Origin of the sequence: Photobacterium makurazakiensis (assembly GCF_050336715.1) — a bacterium.
In the GTDB taxonomy this organism is placed as follows: Bacteria; Pseudomonadota; Gammaproteobacteria; order Enterobacterales; family Vibrionaceae; genus Photobacterium; species Photobacterium makurazakiensis.
This window is the reverse complement of sequence record NZ_JAKJSJ010000067.1, coordinates 13,023-34,614: the sequence shown is the minus strand read 5'-3', so window position 1 is coordinate 34,614 and position 21,592 is coordinate 13,023. Positions and strand designations below refer to the sequence as shown.

The 21,592-nt window shown below is 44.8% G+C and carries 20 protein-coding genes, 1 rRNA gene and 1 other annotated feature; of the genes, 8 read left to right on the top strand and 13 right to left on the bottom strand.

Translation table 11 applies throughout. The features are described 5' to 3' along the window. The 3 genes from L4D09_RS24090 to clpB all read right to left on the bottom strand — a co-directional run. Positions 1 to 159, bottom strand: a 16S ribosomal RNA gene (locus L4D09_RS24090); the annotation flags it as partial. 384 nt (positions 160 to 543) lie between these two features. Next, positions 544 to 1,197, bottom strand: coding sequence for a tellurite resistance TerB family protein (locus tag L4D09_RS24085; protein WP_428460082.1), 654 nt, complete (start codon positions 1,195 to 1,197; stop codon positions 544 to 546). A 200-nt stretch (positions 1,198 to 1,397) separates the two neighbouring features. After that, positions 1,398 to 3,974, bottom strand: a complete 2,577-nt coding sequence (clpB, locus tag L4D09_RS24080; RefSeq protein WP_428460081.1) for an ATP-dependent chaperone ClpB — start codon at positions 3,972 to 3,974, stop codon at positions 1,398 to 1,400. A 232-nt stretch (positions 3,975 to 4,206) separates the two neighbouring features. Here clpB and L4D09_RS24075 point away from each other — a divergent pair, with 232 nt between their 5' ends. Beyond that, the gene (locus L4D09_RS24075; RefSeq protein WP_428460080.1) at positions 4,207 to 4,578 is read left to right on the top strand and encodes a hypothetical protein; all 372 of its coding nucleotides are present in this window, start codon (positions 4,207 to 4,209) and stop codon (positions 4,576 to 4,578) included. Positions 4,579 to 4,653: 75 nt separating this feature from the next. Here L4D09_RS24075 and pgeF read toward each other — a convergent pair whose 3' ends face one another. Continuing rightward, positions 4,654 to 5,388: a peptidoglycan editing factor PgeF gene (gene pgeF / locus L4D09_RS24070; protein ID WP_428460084.1), complete on the bottom strand. Its 735-nt coding sequence runs from the start codon at positions 5,386 to 5,388 to the stop codon at positions 4,654 to 4,656. 4 nt (positions 5,389 to 5,392) lie between these two features. After that, positions 5,393 to 6,367 (bottom strand): 23S rRNA pseudouridine(1911/1915/1917) synthase RluD, encoded by a 975-nt coding sequence (gene rluD / locus L4D09_RS24065; RefSeq protein ID WP_428460079.1) that lies wholly within the window; start codon positions 6,365 to 6,367, stop codon positions 5,393 to 5,395. Positions 6,368 to 6,506: 139 nt separating this feature from the next. Here rluD and bamD point away from each other — a divergent pair, with 139 nt between their 5' ends. From bamD to pheA, 3 genes are all read left to right on the top strand, one after another. Further along, positions 6,507 to 7,232, top strand: a complete 726-nt coding sequence (gene bamD, locus L4D09_RS24060) for an outer membrane protein assembly factor BamD (protein ID WP_428460078.1) — start codon at positions 6,507 to 6,509, stop codon at positions 7,230 to 7,232. A gap of 398 nt (positions 7,233 to 7,630) precedes the next feature. Further along, a complete protein-coding gene (gene hpf / locus L4D09_RS24055) occupies positions 7,631 to 7,987 on the top strand; it encodes a ribosome hibernation-promoting factor, HPF/YfiA family (RefSeq protein ID WP_428460077.1) in 357 nt (118 codons plus the stop codon). A 126-nt stretch (positions 7,988 to 8,113) separates the two neighbouring features. Further along, positions 8,114 to 8,237: a sequence feature (Phe leader region), on the top strand. Between the two features lie 32 nt (positions 8,238 to 8,269). Continuing rightward, entirely contained in the window at positions 8,270 to 9,442 is a 1,173-nt protein-coding gene (gene pheA / locus L4D09_RS24050; RefSeq protein ID WP_428460076.1) for a prephenate dehydratase, read from the top strand. A gap of 69 nt (positions 9,443 to 9,511) precedes the next feature. Here the strand turns inward: pheA and tyrA are convergent, their stop codons facing one another. Both tyrA and L4D09_RS24040 read right to left on the bottom strand, forming a co-directional pair. Next, the gene (gene tyrA / locus L4D09_RS24045) at positions 9,512 to 10,639 is read right to left on the bottom strand and encodes a bifunctional chorismate mutase/prephenate dehydrogenase (RefSeq protein WP_428460075.1); all 1,128 of its coding nucleotides are present in this window, start codon (positions 10,637 to 10,639) and stop codon (positions 9,512 to 9,514) included. A gap of 37 nt (positions 10,640 to 10,676) precedes the next feature. After that, positions 10,677 to 11,747, bottom strand: coding sequence for a 3-deoxy-7-phosphoheptulonate synthase (locus tag L4D09_RS24040; protein ID WP_428460074.1), 1,071 nt, complete (start codon positions 11,745 to 11,747; stop codon positions 10,677 to 10,679). 213 nt (positions 11,748 to 11,960) lie between these two features. Here L4D09_RS24040 and L4D09_RS24035 point away from each other — a divergent pair, with 213 nt between their 5' ends. Both L4D09_RS24035 and btsR read left to right on the top strand, forming a co-directional pair. After that, positions 11,961 to 13,667, top strand: coding sequence for a LytS/YhcK type 5TM receptor domain-containing protein (locus tag L4D09_RS24035; RefSeq protein WP_428460073.1), 1,707 nt, complete (start codon positions 11,961 to 11,963; stop codon positions 13,665 to 13,667). Beyond that, on the top strand, positions 13,664 to 14,377 hold the full coding sequence (gene btsR, locus L4D09_RS24030) for a two-component system response regulator BtsR (protein ID WP_428460072.1): 714 nt from the start codon (positions 13,664 to 13,666) through the stop codon (positions 14,375 to 14,377). Before L4D09_RS24035 ends, btsR begins: the two co-directional genes overlap by 4 nt. 19 nt (positions 14,378 to 14,396) lie before the next feature. Here the strand turns inward: btsR and L4D09_RS24025 are convergent, their stop codons facing one another. After that, positions 14,397 to 14,795, bottom strand: a complete 399-nt coding sequence (locus L4D09_RS24025) for a DUF2799 domain-containing protein (protein WP_428460071.1) — start codon at positions 14,793 to 14,795, stop codon at positions 14,397 to 14,399. A gap of 341 nt (positions 14,796 to 15,136) precedes the next feature. On the opposite strand from L4D09_RS24025, the gene L4D09_RS24020 reads away from it, so the two are divergent. Further along, on the top strand, positions 15,137 to 16,621 hold the full coding sequence (locus L4D09_RS24020; RefSeq protein WP_428460070.1) for a carbon starvation CstA family protein: 1,485 nt from the start codon (positions 15,137 to 15,139) through the stop codon (positions 16,619 to 16,621). A gap of 439 nt (positions 16,622 to 17,060) precedes the next feature. Here the strand turns inward: L4D09_RS24020 and rplS are convergent, their stop codons facing one another. The 5 genes from rplS to ffh all read right to left on the bottom strand — a co-directional run bounded on the left by rplS (position 17,061) and on the right by ffh (position 20,570). Then, a complete protein-coding gene (rplS, locus tag L4D09_RS24015; RefSeq protein ID WP_428460069.1) occupies positions 17,061 to 17,414 on the bottom strand; it encodes a 50S ribosomal protein L19 in 354 nt (117 codons plus the stop codon). 32 nt (positions 17,415 to 17,446) lie between these two features. After that, entirely contained in the window at positions 17,447 to 18,196 is a 750-nt protein-coding gene (gene trmD, locus L4D09_RS24010; RefSeq protein ID WP_428460068.1) for a tRNA (guanosine(37)-N1)-methyltransferase TrmD, read from the bottom strand. A gap of 21 nt (positions 18,197 to 18,217) precedes the next feature. After that, positions 18,218 to 18,772, bottom strand: coding sequence for a ribosome maturation factor RimM (gene rimM, locus L4D09_RS24005; RefSeq protein ID WP_428460083.1), 555 nt, complete (start codon positions 18,770 to 18,772; stop codon positions 18,218 to 18,220). Further along, positions 18,772 to 19,020 carry a 30S ribosomal protein S16 gene (rpsP, locus tag L4D09_RS24000; RefSeq protein ID WP_428460067.1) on the bottom strand — a complete coding sequence of 83 codons (249 nt, stop codon included), beginning with the start codon at positions 19,018 to 19,020 and terminating at the stop codon, positions 18,772 to 18,774. The genes rimM and rpsP overlap by 1 nt, the downstream gene beginning before the upstream one ends. A gap of 179 nt (positions 19,021 to 19,199) precedes the next feature. Then, the gene (gene ffh, locus L4D09_RS23995) at positions 19,200 to 20,570 is read right to left on the bottom strand and encodes a signal recognition particle protein (protein WP_428460066.1); all 1,371 of its coding nucleotides are present in this window, start codon (positions 20,568 to 20,570) and stop codon (positions 19,200 to 19,202) included. 211 nt (positions 20,571 to 20,781) lie between these two features. On the opposite strand from ffh, the gene L4D09_RS23990 reads away from it, so the two are divergent. Further along, a complete protein-coding gene (locus tag L4D09_RS23990; RefSeq protein ID WP_428460065.1) occupies positions 20,782 to 21,579 on the top strand; it encodes a cytochrome C assembly family protein in 798 nt (265 codons plus the stop codon). Positions 21,580 to 21,592: the final 13 nt, after the last annotated feature.

Here is a 21,592-nt window from a genome sequence, read left to right as displayed (position 1 = left end):
TCCCCCACACTAAGGCATATTCCCAGGCATTACTCACCCGTCCGCCGCTCGCCGCCCAACAAATCATCCGAAGACTCAATGTTGTCGCTGCCGCTCGACTTGCATGTGTTAGGCCTGCCGCCAGCGTTCAATCTGAGCCATGATCAAACTCTTCAATTAGAATTTTTGTGGTCTCTCGACCGGCTCAACGAATACTGATTGAACATCAATAACTAGAAGCTAGTCATGATATTCGAATTGACTGTGCCAAAGTTTCGTTATCTACAAGAGATAGCGTTACCTTGTATTGGTCACTCAGTTCATTGATAAATCTTTTGACTTAACTTTTTCACGAGTGCCCACACAGATTGCATGGTCAAATTGTTAAAGAGCTTTGCTGTCGAACTCTTCTTTCGAATCGTTCATCGTGACAACGGAAGCGGATTATAGAGAGTTCATTTTACTTGGCAAGAGCTAATATTAAAATTATTAGCAAAAACAAACCAACCGAACAATTAACAACCGATATCCACAAAAGCAGTTAATTAAGCACCACTCCAATTACTAATCTAAGTTTGCCTGATCTTCTATACGTGCAATAAGCGCTTCCGGTAGCGACAATGATTCAGCAAGTTGGTCTAAATAAGCTCGCTCAAGAAAGTGATCGACATCGATAACCAATAATGACGCCAAATACACTTCTGAGGCTTGCGCCAAATTATGCACTTGTGCGCTAATCACACTTGGATCTAGTGGGGCATCAATCCATTTCTCTATTTGCGTTTCAGCATCACTATTTACGTTTTGCTCATTCATCCATTGGCGAATTGCTTCACGCTCCGCATCGTCAATATGCCCATCTGATTTTGCGGCATATACCATTGCCTGAATTAACAGTGCAGGAGCAACACTGTTCCCATCTTGCTCTGTGTCATTTTTCTCGAGGGCTGGCACATCTTCTGTGGTCTCACCTTGCTGCCACTTCTTATACGCTTGATAGCCTAATGTCCCAATTAAAGCCGTCCCGCCAACGACTGCGGCTTTCGTCCCATATTTCTTTGCCAGCTTACGGCTCTTTTTACTGCCGACTAACGTACCGACTAATCCACCACCAATCGCACCTTTCAGCAAGTTGCTACTCGATGAAGGTTTGCTTTTGGTCGCTCCGTCGAAATATTTCCCGGCTTGGTTTAGCAGTTGATTCATTATGTTACTCATACATTCCCCTTAATCATGGTGCACTTGCCATATAAGTTGGTCAAAAAGATGCTTGCAGTACACGCATCGCAATAGGTCCAAAGAGTGAAGAGAAGTACAGAGCCCAGAATAGGGAGTAAGAAATGAATCTAGGATGAATATGGTATAGAGGTAGCAAAAAAAGCCTCTCAAGTAGGAGAGGCTCTCATGAAAGGTGATTTTTATGCTTGCTTAGCAATAATGTGGCCGTCATTAACGGTTAATTTAATCACCTTGCCAGCAACAAATTTACCCGACAAGATATCTTGTGCCAGCGGGTTTTCAATATATTGCTGAATAGCTCGCTTCAGTGGCCTTGCTCCAAATACTGGGTCAAAACCGGCTTCAGCGATTAAATCCAGCGAATTATCATCTAACTCAAGTTGATAATCACGCTCTTGCAATCGCTTAACCAAGCGTGAGATTTGAATAGTGGCGATATTCTTAATATGCGCCTCTCCCAATGGGTGGAAGACAACTGTTTCATCAACACGGTTAATGAACTCTGGTCGGAAATGATGGCTAACCACTTCCATTACGGTCTTCTTGATCCCTTCATAATCCAGCTCACCAAAGTGCTCTTGAATACGATCGGAACCTAAATTCGACGTCATGATCACGACACAGTTACGGAAATCGACTGTTCTACCTTGTCCATCGGTTAATCGACCATCATCCAGTACTTGCAACAATATATTAAAGACATCAGGGTGTGCCTTCTCAACTTCATCAAGCAAAATCACTGAATATGGACGACGACGAACGGCTTCAGTTAAGTAGCCACCTTCTTCGTAACCGACATAACCTGGAGGTGCGCCCACTAAACGTGCGACTGAGTGCTTCTCCATAAATTCAGACATATCAATCCGCACCATGGCATCTTCACTGTCGAACATAAAATGAGCGAGTGACTTACATAACTCAGTTTTACCCACCCCTGTCGGCCCTAAAAATAAAAACGAACCGATAGGACGATTTGGATCAGATAGACCCGCACGACTGCGACGAATAGCATTTGCGACAGCATCAACGGCTTCGTCTTGGCCAATCACACGCTTATGAAGCTCGTCTTCCATTCGTAATAACTTATCACGTTCGCCTTCAAGCATTTTCGCAATTGGAATACCCGTTTGACGCGATAGTACTTCTGCTATTTCAGCATCCGTCACTTTGTTTTTGAGCAAGCTCATTTCCTGCATTTCTGCTTGTGCAGCCAAATCGAGTTGCTTTTCCAGTTCAGGAATTCTTCCATATTGCAGTTCTGACATGCGATTTAAATCGCCAGCTCGTCGGGCAATTTCCATGTCAGTTCGAGCTTGCTCGAGTTCGGTTTTTATATGCTGAGTACCTGACAGTGCCGCTTTCTCTGCATTCCAAACTTCGTCAAGCTCTGCATACTCGCGCTCTTTCGTGTCGAGCTCTTCATGCAAGTCACTTAAACGTTTCTGGCTGGCTAGATCATTCTCTTTTACCAATGCCTGCTCTTCAATTTTCAACTGAATTATGCGGCGCTCAAGGCGATCTAACGACTCCGGCTTAGAATCGATCTGCATTCGTATGCTTGAGGCTGCCTCATCAATTAAATCAATGGCTTTATCAGGCAACTGGCGATCAGATACATAACGGTGCGATAAGCTCGCAGCGGCAACAATAGCTGGATCGGTAATTTCTACATGGTGATGTAGTTCATACCGCTCTTTAAGGCCTCGTAAAATAGCGACGGTATCTTCTACTGTCGGCTCATCCACCAGCACTTTCTGGAAACGACGCTCTAGAGCCGCATCTTTTTCGATATATTGGCGATACTCATCAAGTGTTGTGGCACCGACACAATGAAGCTCACCACGAGCAAGTGCTGGTTTGAGCATGTTACCGGCATCCATTGAACCTTCACCTTTGCCAGCCCCGACCATAGTGTGCAGTTCATCAATGAAAAGGATGATGCTGCCTTCTTCTTGCGACAACTCATTCAATACCGACTTTAGGCGCTCTTCAAACTCACCTCGGTATTTAGCGCCGGCGATCAAGGATCCCATATCAAGAGAAAGCACTCGCTTATGACGAAGGCCTTCTGGTACTTCACCGTTCACAATACGCTGAGCAAGCCCCTCAACAATGGCTGTTTTCCCCACGCCGGGCTCGCCAATGATCACAGGGTTATTTTTAGTACGGCGCTGTAATACTTGAATAGTACGGCGGATTTCATCATCACGGCCAATCACAGGGTCAAGCTTGCCCTGCTCTGCTCGTTCAGTAAGATCAATGGTGAATTTTTCTAGTGCCTGACGATTTTCTTCTGCATTTTGATCATCGACATTTTGGCCACCCCGTACTTTTTCAATCGCCTTCTCAATGCTATCGGCTGTCAGCCCTTTTTCTTTTAGCAACTGTCCAAGAGGGCCTTTGTCATCAACCGCCGCTAAGATAAACAACTCAGAAGAGATGTATTTATCTTTTCGCTTTTGCGCCAGTTTATCGCACATGTTAAATAACATGCCCATGCCATGAGAAAGCTGGACATCACCGCCAATGCCACTCACTTTAGGCAGTCGATCGAGCAGCTCGGATAAACCCGATCGTAATTGCGATACATCAACATTCAATAAGGTCAGTAATGGACGAATGGTACTGCCATCTTGATTGAGCAGTGCAACCATTAAATGTGCCGGCTCGATATACTGATGGTCTCGCCCTAATGCTAGCGATTGAGCATCTGAGATCGCCATCTGGAATTTGCTAGTAAAACGGTCAAGACGCATAAGTCCTCCTTTATATTCTTACAATATATATGGTGGCTTCCCTACCTGTTTTCAAGCAAACAAATATTGCTTAATGGTTATGCCTCACCGTTAACAAATAAAACATTAGCAAACACCCCTCAGTCAGATTTTCTACCTGTTTTAGACAGTCTATTACGCTTGTTATTGACAATCTTTTATCGTACAGCGTACTATTTAATGGTATAGCATACGATATAAAAGGAACTCGTTTATGATTAAGCTCTCTCTAACAACGCTAGCAGTTATTGCTACCGCACTGGTTTCATCGTCTACAGTATTGGCTCAACGTGATATTCAAGAGACACGACAGGAAAGTCGTCAAGAAGCGAGGATTGAGCACCGTACCGAAGCTCGTATCGATAACCGCCGAAATGCGACAGTGAAATCTCCAAGTGTCATTATTGTTCAAAATGCCATGTTACGGACTGTCAGCTATAACGGCATCATCTTATTGCACGATACCGTAAATCAACGTTTCTATCGCGCTGTTGATAACGGCTACCAAGTATACACTGTGCCATATGGTGCAAAAGTCATCGAGTTATCGGCACCGACATCAACTAACATTTCAATCATGAACTGACCTTTCTCGATCACACTAGATATAAAAAAGCCCTCGAGCGAAATTCGTCACGAGGGCTTTTTTATATCGATTCGACTAGTCGAGCCAAACAAGCGTAGCCTGACGTCCCGTTACACCATCACGACGATAGGAATAAAACTGCTTCGCATCGCGGTAAGTACAATAATCGCCACCATATACTGCAGTAACACCCATTTTATTCAGGCGTTGAGTTGCAAGCAAATAAAGGCTCGCGAACCATTTGTCGTCAGTATCCTTCGTTGAAGCAGTGAAAGCGTGTTGCGCAGAGGCATCAAAAGCCATGAATTGCTTTCGTACTTCTCCCCCAACTTCAAAAGCATCTGCACCAATGGCTGGTCCCATCCATGCAAGAATGTCACTTTTATCACAAGAAAAGCGTGCTACGGTTGCTTCAAGTATGCCATCTGCTAAGCCTCGCCATCCAGCATGTACCGCCGCTATCTGCGTTCCTGCTTTATCGCATAAAATCACAGGCAAGCAATCTGCTGTCATGACAGTACAAGCTAAACTCGACTGCTGAGTATAACTACCGTCAGCATCTGGCACACAGTTCAAAGGGTGAACAAGTTCAATCACCTCTGTACTGTGGGTTTGGTTAAGCCAAGCAGGGGGATGCTGTAAACCTAGCTGGCTTTGTAGGCTATCTCGATTTGCTTGTACCGCAGTAGAATCATCCCCAACATGCGCCCCAAGGTTAAAACCTTGATAGGGCGCAACACTAACCCCGCCCAAACGAGTCGTCGTGACAGCTTTAACATTCGCTGGCGCTGGCCAGTCAGGGAAAATCAACATCTTAGTACTCGTCGTCTTCGTGTGCTTCTTTATCGTTACGTAGAATATTGATCATCGCGACCATATCAACAGGTAACGGCGCACGCCATTCCATTAACTCACCCGTAATCGGGTGCTGAAGGCGTAACATACGCGCATGAAGGGCTTGGCGATCAAATGCTCGTAGTGCCTGAATTAATTCATCAGATGCATGGCGTGGTGGACGCGGACGACCTCCGTATATCACATCCCCAATTAATGGATGGCTTAGGTATGACATATGAACACGGATCTGGTGAGTTCGACCCGTTTCCAAGCGCAATACAAGACGCGTATGTTCACGGAAACGCTCAGCAACACGGTAATGCGTAATTGCTGGCTTACCCATTTCGCTGACAGCCATGCAGATGCGCTTGGTCGAGTGGCGGCCAATTGCTTTTTCAACGGTGCCTCCGCCAGTCATTTTACCCATGGCAATGGCTTCATACTCACGCGTGATCTTACGCTTTTGCAATGCACGTACTAAACGAGTTTGCGATTGAATCGTCTTCGCCACCACCATCAGACCTGTTGTGTCTTTATCTAGGCGGTGCACAATACCTGCACGTGGCACTTCAGCCAATTCAGGGCAATGATGAAGCAAAGCATTCAACACAGTGCCATCTGGTGTACCGGCGCCTGGGTGAACAACAAAATCTCGCGGTTTATTGATGACAAGGATATCCTCATCTTCATAAACAATATCAAGTGGAATATCTTGAGCTTCCCAACGCTGTTCATCTTCAATTTCAGCGTTAATCAGCAGTTCTTCACCACCCATCATTTTACTTCGAGGCTTAGTTGTGACGTTCCCGTTCACCGATACCATGCCATTAAGGATCCACTCTTTTATCCGAGAGCGGGAGTAATCTGGAAATAATTCCGCGATAACCTGATCAAGACGTAGGCCTAATTGGCTATCTTTTACTGTATTTGTTAACTCTATTTGCTGTGCCATAGCGAACTTTTTCAAAAAGCGTGGGACTAAACGTCAAACGCTGCGTAAAATAACATAATAGTGTCATTGTATCTGTTAACGGTCTTAACCGTAATGGATCAACAGAAATAAAATTTTTATCAAGGAAACAGACACCACAATGAAACGCCTGACAATCACGACTTTTCTTGCCGTTGCCATTCTTTCAGGCTGTTCAAGCACTGAAGAAATCGTGCCTGATGTACCGCCATCAGAACTATATGCAACAGCCCAGCAAGCTTTACAAAGCGGCAGTTGGACTACGGCTATTGAGCGCCTAGAAACATTAGATTCTCGTTATCCATTCGGTGCTTACTCCGAACAAGTTCAGCTTGATCTCATTTATGCTTACTACAAAAATGATGATCTAGCCCTTGGTGAAGCCACCATTGATCGGTTCAACCGATTAAACCCTGCTCATGAAAAAGCGGACTGGGTGCTATATATGCGTGGCCTTACCAGCATGGCACAAGACCGTAGCTTCATGCATGATCTCTTTAACATAGATCGCCATGACCGCGATCCTGAGCCTGCACGTAAAGCCTTCCGTGACTTTAAACGGCTACTAGAGCGCTACCCTAATAGCCGATACACCGCTGATGCTCAAGCACGTCTGGTCTTTTTGAAGAATCGCCTTGCTGACTATGAGCTAGCTGCTGTCGACTTTTATATTCGTCGCGAAGCATGGGTTGCAGCCGTTAACCGTGCACAGCTGATCCAGCGTGAATACCCAAACACAAATGCGGCTCGTAAATCACTAGAGTATATGGAAATCGGCTATGAAAAATTGAGCTTAGATGTCCCTCTTGAGAATACTCGCAAGTTGATTGCACTAAACCCATTGTAGTAAGCAGCACATCAACACAAACAAAAACAGCAGCCGATTGGCTGCTGTTTTTTTATGTTTGTTATAAATGCGTTTTTAAACGTCAATAACTGAATCACACGATAAAGAAGGCATCAATTTAACAATGATTGATTTTCACTCAACTCGTTGCCATAAACCGTATTAACCCCCTGAATAGCACCAGCCATCAGCGTTCTTTATTCCTTCATACTGCCGTAATTTTCTGATCGACCACAAGCGTTTTCTTCAAGTTTTTTTGCAACAAACCAAGCCGGATCACAGAAATTTTCTGGATATTATCTCATAACCATAAATGTGACCTAGATCACATTATTCAATCCTGTTTTTAGTAATCTGAAGTTAACCCAACGAAGGGTAGCAAACGAGGAAAGATAATTATGACAGTAAACATTACCGGTAAAAACCTAGATATCACCCCTGCTATCCGTGAGAGAATTGAGTTTAAATTCAAAAAGTTAGAAAAATATCAAGTACCATTCATTGGCAAAAATGCGGTTATTAGTACAGAGCCAAATCGCCAATTCAAAGTGGAAATTTCTGCTGCTATTCCAGGAGGTCAATTAGTCGCCTCAGCAGAACAAAATGATATGTACGGTGCAATTACTGAGGTATATCAAAAACTCGAACGCCAGCTTAACAAGCAAACACACAAACCAACGGCTCGTCGTGCCAGCCACAGTAATAAACCAGGGATTGAAGTTGAAACAGAAACAGAAGAAGAAACAGAAGCATAATCTTTCAGAGGAATTCTATAATCAGCCCTGCCCTTGCAGGGCTGATTAGTTTCTGCTTGACAAGCCTTCTCTGGCTGAATAATGTTGGGGCAGACTTAACACAAAAATGACCACAAAATAATTCATGCAATTTATTCGACTGTTTTTCTTTAGCTTCTTTTTTATGTCACCTTAATGGGGGCTCTTCGTTACGCAAGAAATAAGCTAAAGACGAACAGAGAGCCTCCTTTTACAAGGGGGCTTTTTTGTATCAGCTAAGTTGCAGACAGACAGGGAATCAAAATGACAGAACCTAAGTATTCACTTGACGATATAAGAAAGAATGTCAGCCGTATCGACAATGAAATTATTAAGCTACTTGCTGAACGACGTCAGGTCAGCTTAGAAGTCGCTAAAAGTAAAATACAAACAGCGAAGCCCGTTCGTGATCTTCAGCGAGAGCAAGAATTGTTACTCCGCCTGATTGATACAGGGAAAAACCAGCAACTTGATGCGCAGTATGTCACTCAAATCTTCCACACCATTATTGAAGATTCTGTTCTGTTTCAACAAGCCTATCTGCAAAAGCTTATCAATCCTGATAGCCTTCAACCTGTCGCAAGAGTCTCTTTTCTTGGTGCCAAGGGCTCATACTCTAATTTAGCCAGCCGTAATTACTTTAGTAAGAAGCAGACTAAATTGGTTGAAATTAGCTGCTCAACCTTCCGTGACGTACTTCAGGTGGTTGAAACAGGAAATGCCGATTATGGTGTGTTGCCTATCGAGAACACCAGCTCAGGCTCAATCAATGAAGTCTATGACTTATTGCAGCACACAAGCTTATCAATCGTTGGTGAAATTACCCAACCTATTGAGCACTGCTTACTGACTGCCGTTGAAACCAATATTGAGAACATCGATACTCTGTATTCTCATCCTCAGCCTCATCAGCAATGCAGTGAGTATTTACACTCTATGGGTGATATCACTCAAGAGTACTGCTCAAGCACTGCAGAAGCGATGAAACTCGTCGCTGAGTTGAAACAACCAAATGTTGCTGCAATAGGTAATGCATCTAGCGGTGAGCTCTACGGCTTAACCCCGCTAAAAAGTGATATCGCCAACCAACAAGAGAACTTCACCCGCTTCATTGTTGTTGCACGTAAACCTGTGGAAGTGACGTCACTGATCCCTGCTAAAACGACATTAATTATGTCAACAGCACAAAAAGCAGGTTCATTAGTTGAGTGCTTGTTAGTGCTGCGTAACCTTAATATAAATATGTCTAAGCTTGAATCCCGCCCTGTTATTGGTAACCCTTGGGAAGAAATGTTCTATGTTGATGTTGAGGTTAACCTCAAATCTGAAGTGATGCAGGAAGCTCTGGAAGAACTGACACGCTTAACACGCTTTATCAAAGTCTTAGGTTGCTATCCTAGCGAGAATATTAAGCCAGCAGACGTCGAGATCAATTAAGACTCGTGTTGTCGAGCCATAAAAAAAGCGAGAGCCATGGCTCTCGCTTTTTAGTTTCTATTTTCCGCATTATGCGCGATGAGTAGAATCGTTCGCCTGTCTAAGTAATCCCTGGCTCTCGATTAAAAAATGCTGGGCATAATCTCCAAACCAGCCTTCAACTTGCCCAAATGCCTGCTTAAAAGCACCTTTATCTTTGCTATCAAGCATTTCAATGGCTTCACCAAAACGTTGGTGGAAGCGCTTGATCATGTCGATATTTTGCGGAGATGACATAATAATATCAGCATATAGCTGGGCATCTTGTGCGAACAATCGGCCAACCATTGCCAGCTCTAGCCGGTAAATTGGCGAGCTGAGTGATAGTAATTGCTCGAGCTTTGGATCTTCTTCTGCCAAGTGAACACCGTAAACAAACGATGTAAAGTGACGCAGAGCCTGAATTAACGTCATGCCTTGATCATGTTCAATGGCACTTATACGATTTAGTGAAGCACCCCAAATTTGGAATTGCTCAAGTAACCACTGATAACTTTCTGGATTTCTGCCATCGCAATAAGCCACAACCTGTTTAGCCAAGCTCGCAATATCTGGCCCAAACATTGGGTGTAAACCAACCACGGGACCATTGTGCACTTCAAGCATGGCCTGTAATGGCCCACTTTTCACTGATGTTAAATCAGCTAAAATACAATCTTCAGGCAAGTAATTAAGCTTAGCTATCACTTGCTCAGTAAGGTTGATAGGTACTGAAACTACAACCATCCCCGCATCAGATAGCAACTCATCAGCGCGATCCCAGTCTTGGCTGCCGAGTTTACGAACTTGGTAACCCGATAATTCAAATAGACGGCAGAATAAACCACCTAGCTGGCCATGCCCTCCTACCACCACAATCGGTCGTAGTTCTGGCTTTAAACATTTAAAGCCGGAGTCATTTTCACTGGCGTAGGATTCACGCATGGTACGGCGCAAAATATCTTCGATAAGATCGGGCGGCACACCTTTTTTTTCAGCTTCCTGACGACGTGAAGCAAGCATCGCCGCTTCACGATCAGGGGCATAAATTGGCAGGCCATGCTGGCTTTTAACATGCCCAACTTCTTCAACCAACGCCAGACGGCGAGCAAGCAGCTCAACCATCTGTTGGTCGACATCATCAATTTGATCTCGTAATTTACTTAATTCAGCAACCATTTCCCGGGCTCTCTGCTATCTATGCAAACGTTAATCGTTAACTATTACGTTGTTGAAGGAATGGTGTCAGCTCTTGATGGGCATGGCGCAATAACGTTTCTGTCGCTTCCCAGCTGATACAAGCATCAGTGATTGATACACCGTAAGCCATTTCATCTCGCGGTAAATCCGAGCTTTGGCTTCCTTCATTGATATGGCTTTCCAGCATCAAGCCAATAATTGACTTGTTACCCTCACGAATTTGGTGGATCACATCTTCAGCAACCAACGGCTGGCGGCGGTAATCTTTTCGTGAGTTAGCGTGACTACAGTCTACCATTAGCGATGGAGAAAGACCTGCAGTGTTCATCTCGTTTTCACATTCCGTGACCGACACTGAATCATAGTTAGTCTGCTTACCGCCACGTAAAATAACATGGCCGTCAGGGTTACCCTGAGTATTTAATAGCGCGACTTGACCGTCAGGGTTAATGCCCATAAAGCGGTGCCCAGATGCGGCCGCTTGCATTGCATTTATTGCTGTCCCTAAACTGCCATCGGTACCATTTTTAAAGCCGACTGGCATGGATAGGCCACTCGCCATTTCACGGTGAGTTTGTGACTCTGTTGTTCGAGCACCAATCGCCGCCCAACTGAATAAATCCCCCAAGTACTGTGGGCTGATTGGATCTAATGCTTCTGTTGCCAAAGGGATCCCCATTTCAACCAAGTCAATTAATAGCTGACGGCCAATATGAAGACCTTCTTCTACCTCAAATGAACCATCAAGATGTGGGTCATTAATCAGTCCTTTCCACCCCACAGTTGTACGTGGTTTTTCAAAGTACACACGCATAACAATATACAGTTGGTCACTCAGTGCTTCTGAGAGCTGTTTTAACTTAACCGCATATTCTTTTGCCGCTTCGATATCGTGAATGGAACACGGACCACATACCACCAGCAAACGGTGATCACGCTTATGGGTAATATCAGCAATGGTTTGACGAGAGTCGCGAATAAAAGACAGTGCTTCTTCGCTAACAGGTAGCTTCGCTTTTAGCTCTTGAGGCGTAATGAGTACTGACTCATCTTCGATATGAACGTTATTCAGTTGGTCTTTTTGCATGATGGCTTCCCTGTAAACTTTAAACAACACAAATAAGATAGAACAGGTTTTACCTGTCACGAGGCATACAATAACAAGGGGTTTGACCTAATTGCAATAGCCTGTAAACAAAAAACACCACTTGTAAATAAAAGTTTACGACCTGTGTTTTTTGGCTATCTTCCTAAAAGCCAGTTACCATAATTGCAGTCCCCCACTTCAAAATTAAGCGTCATGGAACTGATTTTTTCACTTCTTCAGCAACTCAGCGTCTATTTAGTATTAGCTTATCTTTTAAGTAAAACACCGCTGTTTATGCCAATTACCTCGATTTCTGGCCGGCTTTCACAGCGCTTTTCTTGTTATATTTTGTTTTCCCTCTTCTGTATTTTAGGCACTTACTTCGGGCTTGACATAGAAGATGCCATTGCGAATACCCGAGCTATCGGTGCCGTTATGGGGGGACTACTCGGTGGCCCTATTGTTGGCTTCGCCGTCGGGTTAACTGGTGGGGTTCACCGTTACACGTTAGGTGGCTTCACCGATCTTGCTTGTGCAATTTCAACCACTGCTGAAGGGCTTATTGGCGGGCTTATGCACAGTTACTTTGTGCGTCGTGGCCAAGCCGATCAAATATTTCGTCCGATGATTGTCTTTATCATTACCTTAGCCGCTGAAATTGTACAGATGCTAATTATTTTGATGGTAGCAAAGCCATTCGACCAAGCCTTAAACCTTGTCAGCTCAATTGCTTTACCGATGGTCATCGCCAACTCTATCGGCGCGGCACTATTTATGAGTATCATCCAAGACCGCAAAACAATTTATGAAAAATATTCAGCCGCCTTTTCTAGCCGAGCCCTCAAAATTGCTCAGCGATCTGTGGGTATTCTAAGCCAAGGCTTTAACGAAGAGACCACCAAGCAAATAGCCAAAATTGTCTATGATGAGACTGGTGTTGGTGCTGTTGCGATCACTGACCGAGAAAAAATCTTAGCCTTTATCGGCATTGGCGATGATCACCACATACCAGGGACACCAATCTCATCAGGGTACACTCACCGTGCCATTGATGGCCGTGAGCTTATTTACGCTGACGGGTATGATATTTCCTACCAATGCTCGCTACATAAAAAATGTAAGCTTGGCTCTGCATTGGTGATCCCACTGGTTGGCGGAAATAACGAAGTGTTAGGCACCATCAAGCTTTATGAGCCGAAAAGGAAACTGTTCTCGACCGTTAACCTGACACTTGGCGAGGGCATCGCAAAGCTGCTTTCCAACCAAATTTTAACTGGCCGTTATATTCAACAACAGAATTTACTGACTCAAGCTGAACTCCGATTATTGCAGGCACAAGTTAATCCGCACTTCTTGTTTAACGCCCTCAATACCATTAACGCTGTTGTACGCCGCGATCCAGATAAAGCACGACAACTGATCCAGCACTTATCACAATTTTTTCGCCGTAACTTAAAGCAAAATATCGAGACCGTAACTCTGAAGGAAGAACTACAACATGTTCACTCCTACCTCGAGATTGAATTGGCTCGCTTTTCAGACCGCTTACATGTTGAGGTCAATGTCAGCCCAGAGATCATGGCAATGCGGTTACCAACATTCACTGTGCAGCCGTTAGTCGAAAATGCCATCAAGCATGGCGTATCAACATTGCTTGAAAATGGTAAAATCACCCTCAATGGTTATGTGGATAATGACCATGCGATCCTTGAAGTCGAAGATAATGCCGGTAATTATGCTCCCGTCGGTGAAGGGGAAGGACTAGGCATGAAAATCGTCGATAAGCGATTAAAAAACATGTTTGGGCAACAGTATGGGCTCGCAATGTCATGCCAGTCAGAACTGTGGACCCGAGCCACGATTACAATTCCGATGAATGCGCTACAACACAATGAAGTAACTGGAGAAAAAACATCATGATTAAGGCACTGGTGATTGATGATGAGCGCTATGCTCGTGAGGAGTTAGTTGATCTTCTCCATGAAACGGGTGATGTTGAAGTTATTGGCGAATGTAGTAATGCCATAGAAGCATTAAAAAAAATCAACCAGCTCAAACCCGATGCCATCTTTTTAGATATTCAAATGCCGCAGATCACCGGCATCGAGATGCTAAGCATGCTTGATCCAGAAACCATGCCAAAAGTCGTTTTTGTTACCGCTTATGATGAATATGCCTTAAAAGCTTTTGAAGATAATGCCTTCGACTACCTGCTAAAACCGGTTGAGCCATGTCGTTTAAATAAAACTATCAAACGACTGCGTAAAGAGTTCCAACCCACTGACTTTTCACCGCTCGTATCCGACATGCTTGAGCTTATTCCCTGTACTGGCCACAACCGAATTCTGTTGCTGAGCCCCGCAGAAATTGAGACCGCCTACTCCGATCTATCGGGTGTGCATGTGGTGGGTAAAAATACCAATGCAACCACGCAACTAACGCTTAAGATTTTAGAAGAAAAAACCCCGCTGATCCGTTGTCACCGCCAGTACCTTATTCATCCGCAGGCCATAAGAGAGATTAAGTTATTAGAGAATGGGTTAGCAGAAATTACCACGGTTCATAACTATCAAGTTCCCGTTAGTCGACGCTATTTAAAAGAACTCAAAGACCGATTTGGCTTGTGCTAACACTTTCAGTGATCATTATTTATGCCCCATGAGGACCGGTGAAACTTAGCCAGCGTTCATAACCTCTTTGCCAATAAATGAGGTACAAGCCAGCGTCTTCCCGGCGAAACTCGCAGGCTTGCCAATCGGTCTTTCCTTCCTGTCCGAGCTGCTGTAACCGCTCAAGTGAACAATATTGATGAATACCCTGCTGATAGCCCTCCAGATAACGAATATGGTCGGGCTTTTCAGTGCTAATATCTTTTGCTCTAACCTCTAACGCCTGAGCAGTCGTTGCACTCTCCCCTCTGTTACCTGCATTGAAGCCAAGTTGATACCAATTGGCTTCCTTTATTAAAGATGACTGAGTTGTACACCCGAACATCATCAAGACCGCTATCAATAGCCCAGTAATTCGACTTATAAATTGAATATTCATAACGACGCCTCCTCGCCTTTTAACCGCACTCCAATATCTTATTTATATTTTACCAAAGATACACTCCAGCAATCGCAAACACGCGTAATATCACAGTTCCAATATTCATCTAACCGCTCAAAGCCTCGGAAAAACCACTTAACCCACTCGTTAAAACCGCTAAAAGTGGTTATCGACCACTCACCCTGCCATATAACCACTCACCTCTTAACCCGATGCATCTTTCCTTCAGTTCTTTATTATGGCGTCATAAAAATTTGTTTTGCGCATATTGCCGAGGGTGTTCAGGCAACAACGCAAAACCGACCCAACCAACTCCAATAGGAATAGAGAGATAGTTTATGGCCTGGTTTTTGATGTGTGTTGCAGCACTAGTCGGTGGATACTTCATCTACGGTGCATTTATCGAGAAAATCTTCGGTATTAATGAGAATCGCAAAACCCCAGCTTTCACTAAGCAAGATGGTGTTGACTTCGTTCCGATGTCGAACAAGCGTGTGTACTTAGTTCAGCTGCTTAATATTGCTGGTGTTGGTCCAATCTTCGGCCCAATCATGGGTGCGCTATATGGCCCTGCAGCCATGTTATGGATTGTTCTGGGTTGTATCTTCGCAGGTGCCGTCCACGACTATTTCTCGGGTATGCTTTCTGTTCGTAACGGCGGTGCTTCTGTACCAACCATTACGGGTCGCTACTTGGGCAACGGTGCAAAACACTTTATGAACATTTTTGCTATCGTACTGTTGCTACTGGTTGGCGTAGTTTTCGTTTCTGCACCAGCGGGCATGATCACTAACCTTGTAAACGAACAAACCAACATTGGTATGTCGATGACAACCATGGTTGTTATCATCTTCGCTTACTACATCATCGCAACGATTGTTCCTGTTGATAAAATCATTGGCCGCTTCTACCCACTGTTCGGCGCACTGCTTATCTTCATGTCTGTTGGCCTGATCACTGCGATTGCTTTCTCTAGCGAGCATACCCTGCTTGGCGATTATGAGATGAGCCAGATGTTCACCAACATGAACCCGAATGACCTGCCATTATGGCCTGCACTATTCATCACCATCGCTTGTGGTGCTATCTCTGGTTTCCACGCAACACAGTCACCTCTAATGGCACGCTGTATGGAAAACGAGAAAAACGGTCGCTTCGTATTCTACGGTGCAATGATTGGTGAAGGTGTTATCGCCCTTATCTGGTGTGCACTCGCGCTATCATTCTTCGGCTCAGTAGAAGCACTATCTGACGCTGTTGCTAACGGTGGCCCAGGTAACGTGGTATACAGCTCATCTATCGGCCTACTAGGCATGTTCGGTGGTATTATTGCTTTCCTTGGTGTGGTTATCCTACCGATTACATCAGGTGACACTGCATTCCGTTCAAGCCGCCTTATCCTTGCTGAATACTTCAACATGGAGCAGAAGACGCTACGCAACCGCCTACTAATGGCTCTACCATTGTTCGTTCTTGGTGGCATCCTTACTCAAGTAGACTTCGGTATCATCTGGCGCTACTTCGGTTTTGCAAACCAAACGACAGCTGTAATGATGTTGTGGACAGCCTCGGCTTACCTACTACGCCATAACAAACTGCACTGGGTAACCACAATACCGGCTATCTTCATGACGACGGTATGTATTACCTTCATCTTGAACAACAGCCAGCTAGGCTTTGGCCTACCAATGATGATTTCAACTATCGTCGGTATCGTTGGTGCACTAGGTATTACAGGCTACGTGATTAAAATCTCGAAGGGCAAAGGTGACACTGACTTTGCTAACGAAGATGACGGTAAGGCAGCCACTGAAAGTGCCTAAGTTTTAGTTCCCCCCTAAAACACAAAAACCAGCCGATAGGCTGGTTTTTTTATACCATTAGCATATAAAAAAGATCGGTTACGAAAGCTGTTTATTAATAGTAAGTGCCGCTCTCTAACGTTAGCATTGTCCCGTACTTGCTCAGCTGGCACCGTCTGCGAATCAACCATACTCAGAGCAACCCGCTCAATCCAATACCTTCGATAGAACCCATTTTCACGTCAACGTAAAGCCACGATCAAAGTGAACATCACCTACTCCTTTCAAACACCTTAGACTTACCGTCGCTGCAGCTATCGCCGCACTCACCTCTAAGTACCCGCAGCAAAGAGTCCGAACTGCCGAAAAGTAGTATTGTTTTTATAGGTATAAATCACACGCATAAAAAAAAGCCCACCTTACGGTGGGCTTTTTCATTAAACGTCTTACGCGTCGCGAATTACTTAGAAGTAAGCTTCTCGCGGATACGTGCAGATTTACCTGAACGCTCACGTAGGTAGTACAATTTGGCACGACGTACTGCACCACGACGCTTAACAGTAATGCTGTCAACGATTGGAGAGTGAGTTTGGAACGCACGCTCAACGCCTTCACCGTTCGAGATTTTACGAACAGTGAATGCAGAATGTAGACCACGGTTACGGATTGCGATTACAACGCCTTCGAAAGCCTGTAGACGCTCACGTGTACCTTCTTTTACCTTAACTTGTACAACAACAGTGTCACCTGGTGCGAAAGTTGGTAGGTCTTGTTTTAGTTGCTCGTCTTCGAGCTGCTTAATGATGTTACTCATTGGTAAATACCCTAGAATAAACTGATACTAAATTAATTGATTACTTGCTTATTTTCGCGAATAAATTCCGCGAGCAAGAATTCCTGATCGTCAGTCAGAGCTAGGTTTTCCAGGAGCTCTGGTCTTCTTAGCCAAGTTCGGCCCAACGATTGTTTTAATCGCCAGCGACTAATGTCCTTGTGGTTGCCAGACAACAAGACCTTAGGGACTTCTTGTCCGTCCAACACTTCTGGACGCGTATAGTGAGGGCAATCTAACAAGCCATTTGCAAAAGAATCTTCTTCTGCCGACGCAAAGTCACCCAATACACCCGGTACAAACCGGACGACTGCGTCAACCAACGTCATGGCGGGTAGTTCACCACCCGTCAGCACAAAATCACCGATAGACCACTCTTCGTCTACCTCTTGTTGGATAATGCGCTCATCTACCCCTTCATAGCGACCACAGATAAGAATTAGATTCTCATTCTGTGCTAGCTCCTCAACACCAGCTTGATCAAGCTTACGGCCTTGAGGCGAAAGATAGATAACTTTAGTCGGACCTTTTACAGACTGTTTGGCAGTGTGAATAGCGTCGCGCAAAGGCTGCACCATCATTAACATACCAGGTCCGCCACCATAAGGTCGATCATCAACCGTACGGTGTTTGTCGTGAGTAAAGTCACGTGGATTCCACGTTTCTACCGACAAAAGGCCTTTTTTAACCGCCTGGCCTGTCACCCCAAAATTGGTAATGGCGTTAAACATGTCAGGAAACAGGCTTATTATGCCTACCTTCATTTTTTCACCTAATTACCGGGGTTAAAATCCAGGATCCCAGTCAACTTCGATCCGCTGAGCAGTGCGATCAATCGACTTGATGACCTGCTCATCGAGGAACGGTACTAAACGTTCCTTCTGCCCAAAAGCGTCTTTCAGGTTAGCTTTTACTACCAATACATCGTTTGAACCTGTTTCCAGGATGTCAGTTACTTTACCTAGGTCGTAACCTTCAGTAGTAACGACTGACATACCAAACAATTCACGCCAGTAGAATTCATCTCCTGACAGTGCTGGTAGCTGCTCAGCCGGGACGTAGACTTCAGCATTGGTGAATACTTGTGCATCCTCACGGATGTCCAAGCCTTCTAGCTTAGCCACTAACCCCTGGCCGTGTCGTTTCCACGACTCAACCTTCAGTTCTTTCAATTCACCCTTAACTTTTACAAACCAAGGCTGGTACGAAAAAATGCTTTCGGCATCTTCGGTGTAAGAAAAAACTTTGAGCCAGCCCTTGATACCGTATGAGGCACCTAGTTTCCCGACAACTATGCGGTCTTGTGTACTCATCGTTTCTCTGCTACCTGTCATACTAATTAAGCCGCTTTAGCCGCGTCTTTGATTAGCTTAGCTGTGCGGTCAGACACAGTAGCGCCAAGACCAACCCAGTGATTTACACGGTCAAGGTCTAGACGTAGACGCTCTTCCTGACCCTTAGCTAGCGGGTTGAAGAAGCCAACTTTTTCGATGTTACGACCGTCGCGTGCGCAACGAGAGTCAGCAACAACGATGTGATAGAATGGACGCTTCTTAGCGCCGTGACGTGCCAAACGAATGGTTACCATATCGTCCTCTTTACAGTACGTAAATAAAATCGACCCCGACATAACGACGAGGCCCGTGCCAAATTAAGCTCGGGAATTTTACTCTTTAAACTGACGAATGCAACCGCTTTAGCTACTTTTTCACCAGTTAAAAGAAATTCCAACCGCCCAAGCCTTGTTTTACCTAGGGTTATACTTAATTAACGACCGAACATACCACCGCCACCACCAGGCATCATGCCTTTCATGTTGCGCATCATGTTCTTCATGCCGCCTTTCTGCATCTTTTTCATCATCTTCTGCATTTGGGTGAACTGCTTAAGTAAGCGGTTTACGTCTTGTACCTGTGTACCAGAACCCATTGCAATACGCTTTTTACGCGAGCCTTTGATGATTTCAGGGCGAGTTCGCTCACCAGGTGTCATGGAGTTAATGATGGCTTCCATCTGGTTGAACATTTTATCGTCCACCTGATCTTTCACATTACCCGGTAGCTGTGACATGCCAGGTAATTTATCCATCATCCCCATCATGCCGCCCATGTTTTTCATTTGCTGTAACTGGCCAAGGAAGTCTTCAAGGTCAAAGCCTTTCTTCTCTTTAAACTTCTTGGCTAATTGCTCAGCTTTATCTTTATCGACATTACGCTCTAGATCTTCGATCAGTGACATTACGTCACCCATACCTAAGATACGAGAAGCAACACGATCAGGGAAAAACGGTTCAAGTGCATCGGTCTTTTCACCCACACCCAAGAACTTGATTGGCTTCCCGGTAATATGACGAACAGATAGTGCCGCACCACCACGTGCATCACCGTCGACCTTCGTTAGGATCACACCCGTAAGTGGCAGAGCTTCGTCGAAGGCTTTTGCTGTATTAGCCGCATCTTGACCGGTCATGGCATCAACCACGAACAGCGTTTCTACTGGGTTAATAGCCTGATGAACGTCTTTAATCTCATCCATCATCTCGCCATCGACATGCAGGCGACCTGCTGTATCGACAATCAGCACATCGTAAAACTTAAGCTTACTGTGCGCGAGTGCGGCGTTAACGATGTCAATTGGCTTCTGATCTGCCGTTGACGGGAAGAAATCGATACCAATATCTTCAGCCAATGTTTCTAGCTGTTTGATCGCCGCCGGGCGATATACATCGGCAGAAACAACCAGAACTTTTTTCTTCTGGCGCTCTTTAAGAAGTTTACCCAGTTTACCAACACTGGTTGTTTTACCTGCACCCTGAAGACCTGCCATCAAGATAACAGCGGGCGGTTGACTGGCGAGGTTCAAATCTTCATTTGAGTCACCCATCAAGCTTTCAAGCTCTGCTTGAACGATCTTGATGAACTCTTGTCCCGGTGTCAGGCTTTTCGATACTTCAGTACCGACTGCGCGCTCTTTAACACGCTTAACAAAATCACGGACAACAGGAAGCGCAACATCAGCTTCGAGTAACGCCATACGTACTTCACGTAACGTATCTTTAATGTTGTCATCAGTCAGTCGACCTCGGCCGCTGACAGTCTTAAGCGTTCGCGATAAACGCTCCGTTAAATTTTCGAACATGTGCTACTCGCTCGTTACGCAACTAAATCTGTAAGATCTGGCTAGTATAACGCAATCTGTGCCCTGCTTTCATGCCTTCACGCCACTTTCACTGTGACAAAGGTAAACAAATCGCTCGTGCTAACCGATTCATATTGGCTTTGCCATAGCAGACAGCCTGCTAGCAGGGTATAATTGCGAACTCCTACCATCTTAAATAGTTAAGTTTACTATGGATATGTTAATTGCCTTATTGGCTGCTTGCCTATACTTTCTTGCTCTAGGACTTGTTGTTCCTGGATTGACCAATAGCAATGGCATCAAAACCAAGCCAGTATTTTTCTTGGCGCTAGCAGCTATTGCCTTGCATGCCCTACTGCTTAAAGATTTGATTCTCGGTGGCCCAGGGCAAAATCTCAGTATGCTGAACGTCGCTTCGCTGATCAGCTTATTAATAGCAATAATCACCTCAGGCGCCATGCTTCGTATGCGAGTCTGGTTTTTATTGCCTATCGTGTATAGTTTTGCCGCGATTAATTTATCAGCAGCAACCTTGCTCCCAAGTGCTTTTATTACCCATTTAGAAACCCATCCTCAGGTACTGCTGCACATCTCTTTAGCGTTATTTTCTTACTCTACCTTAATGATCGCCACATTGTACGCCATTCAATTGGCTTGGCTCGATCACAAATTAAAGAATAAGAAGAGCTTAAAGATCAATCCGAACATACCTCCATTAATGATGGTGGAACGTCAGCTTTTCAAGATCATTCTGGTCGGAAATGGTTTATTGACTGTGACATTGCTCACTGGCTTCATCTTTATCCAAGATATGTTTGCGCAAGGTAAGCTGCATAAAGCCATCCTATCCCTGCTTGCTTGGGGAGTTTACAGTGTATTACTGTGGGGACACTACCAGCAGGGCTGGCGTGGTCGTCGGGTTGTATGGTTTAGCATGATAGGTGCTTTTTTACTGACACTGGCCTATTTCGGCAGCCGCTTCGTTAAAGAAATCATCATTGGCGCATAATTTAGACGCTCCA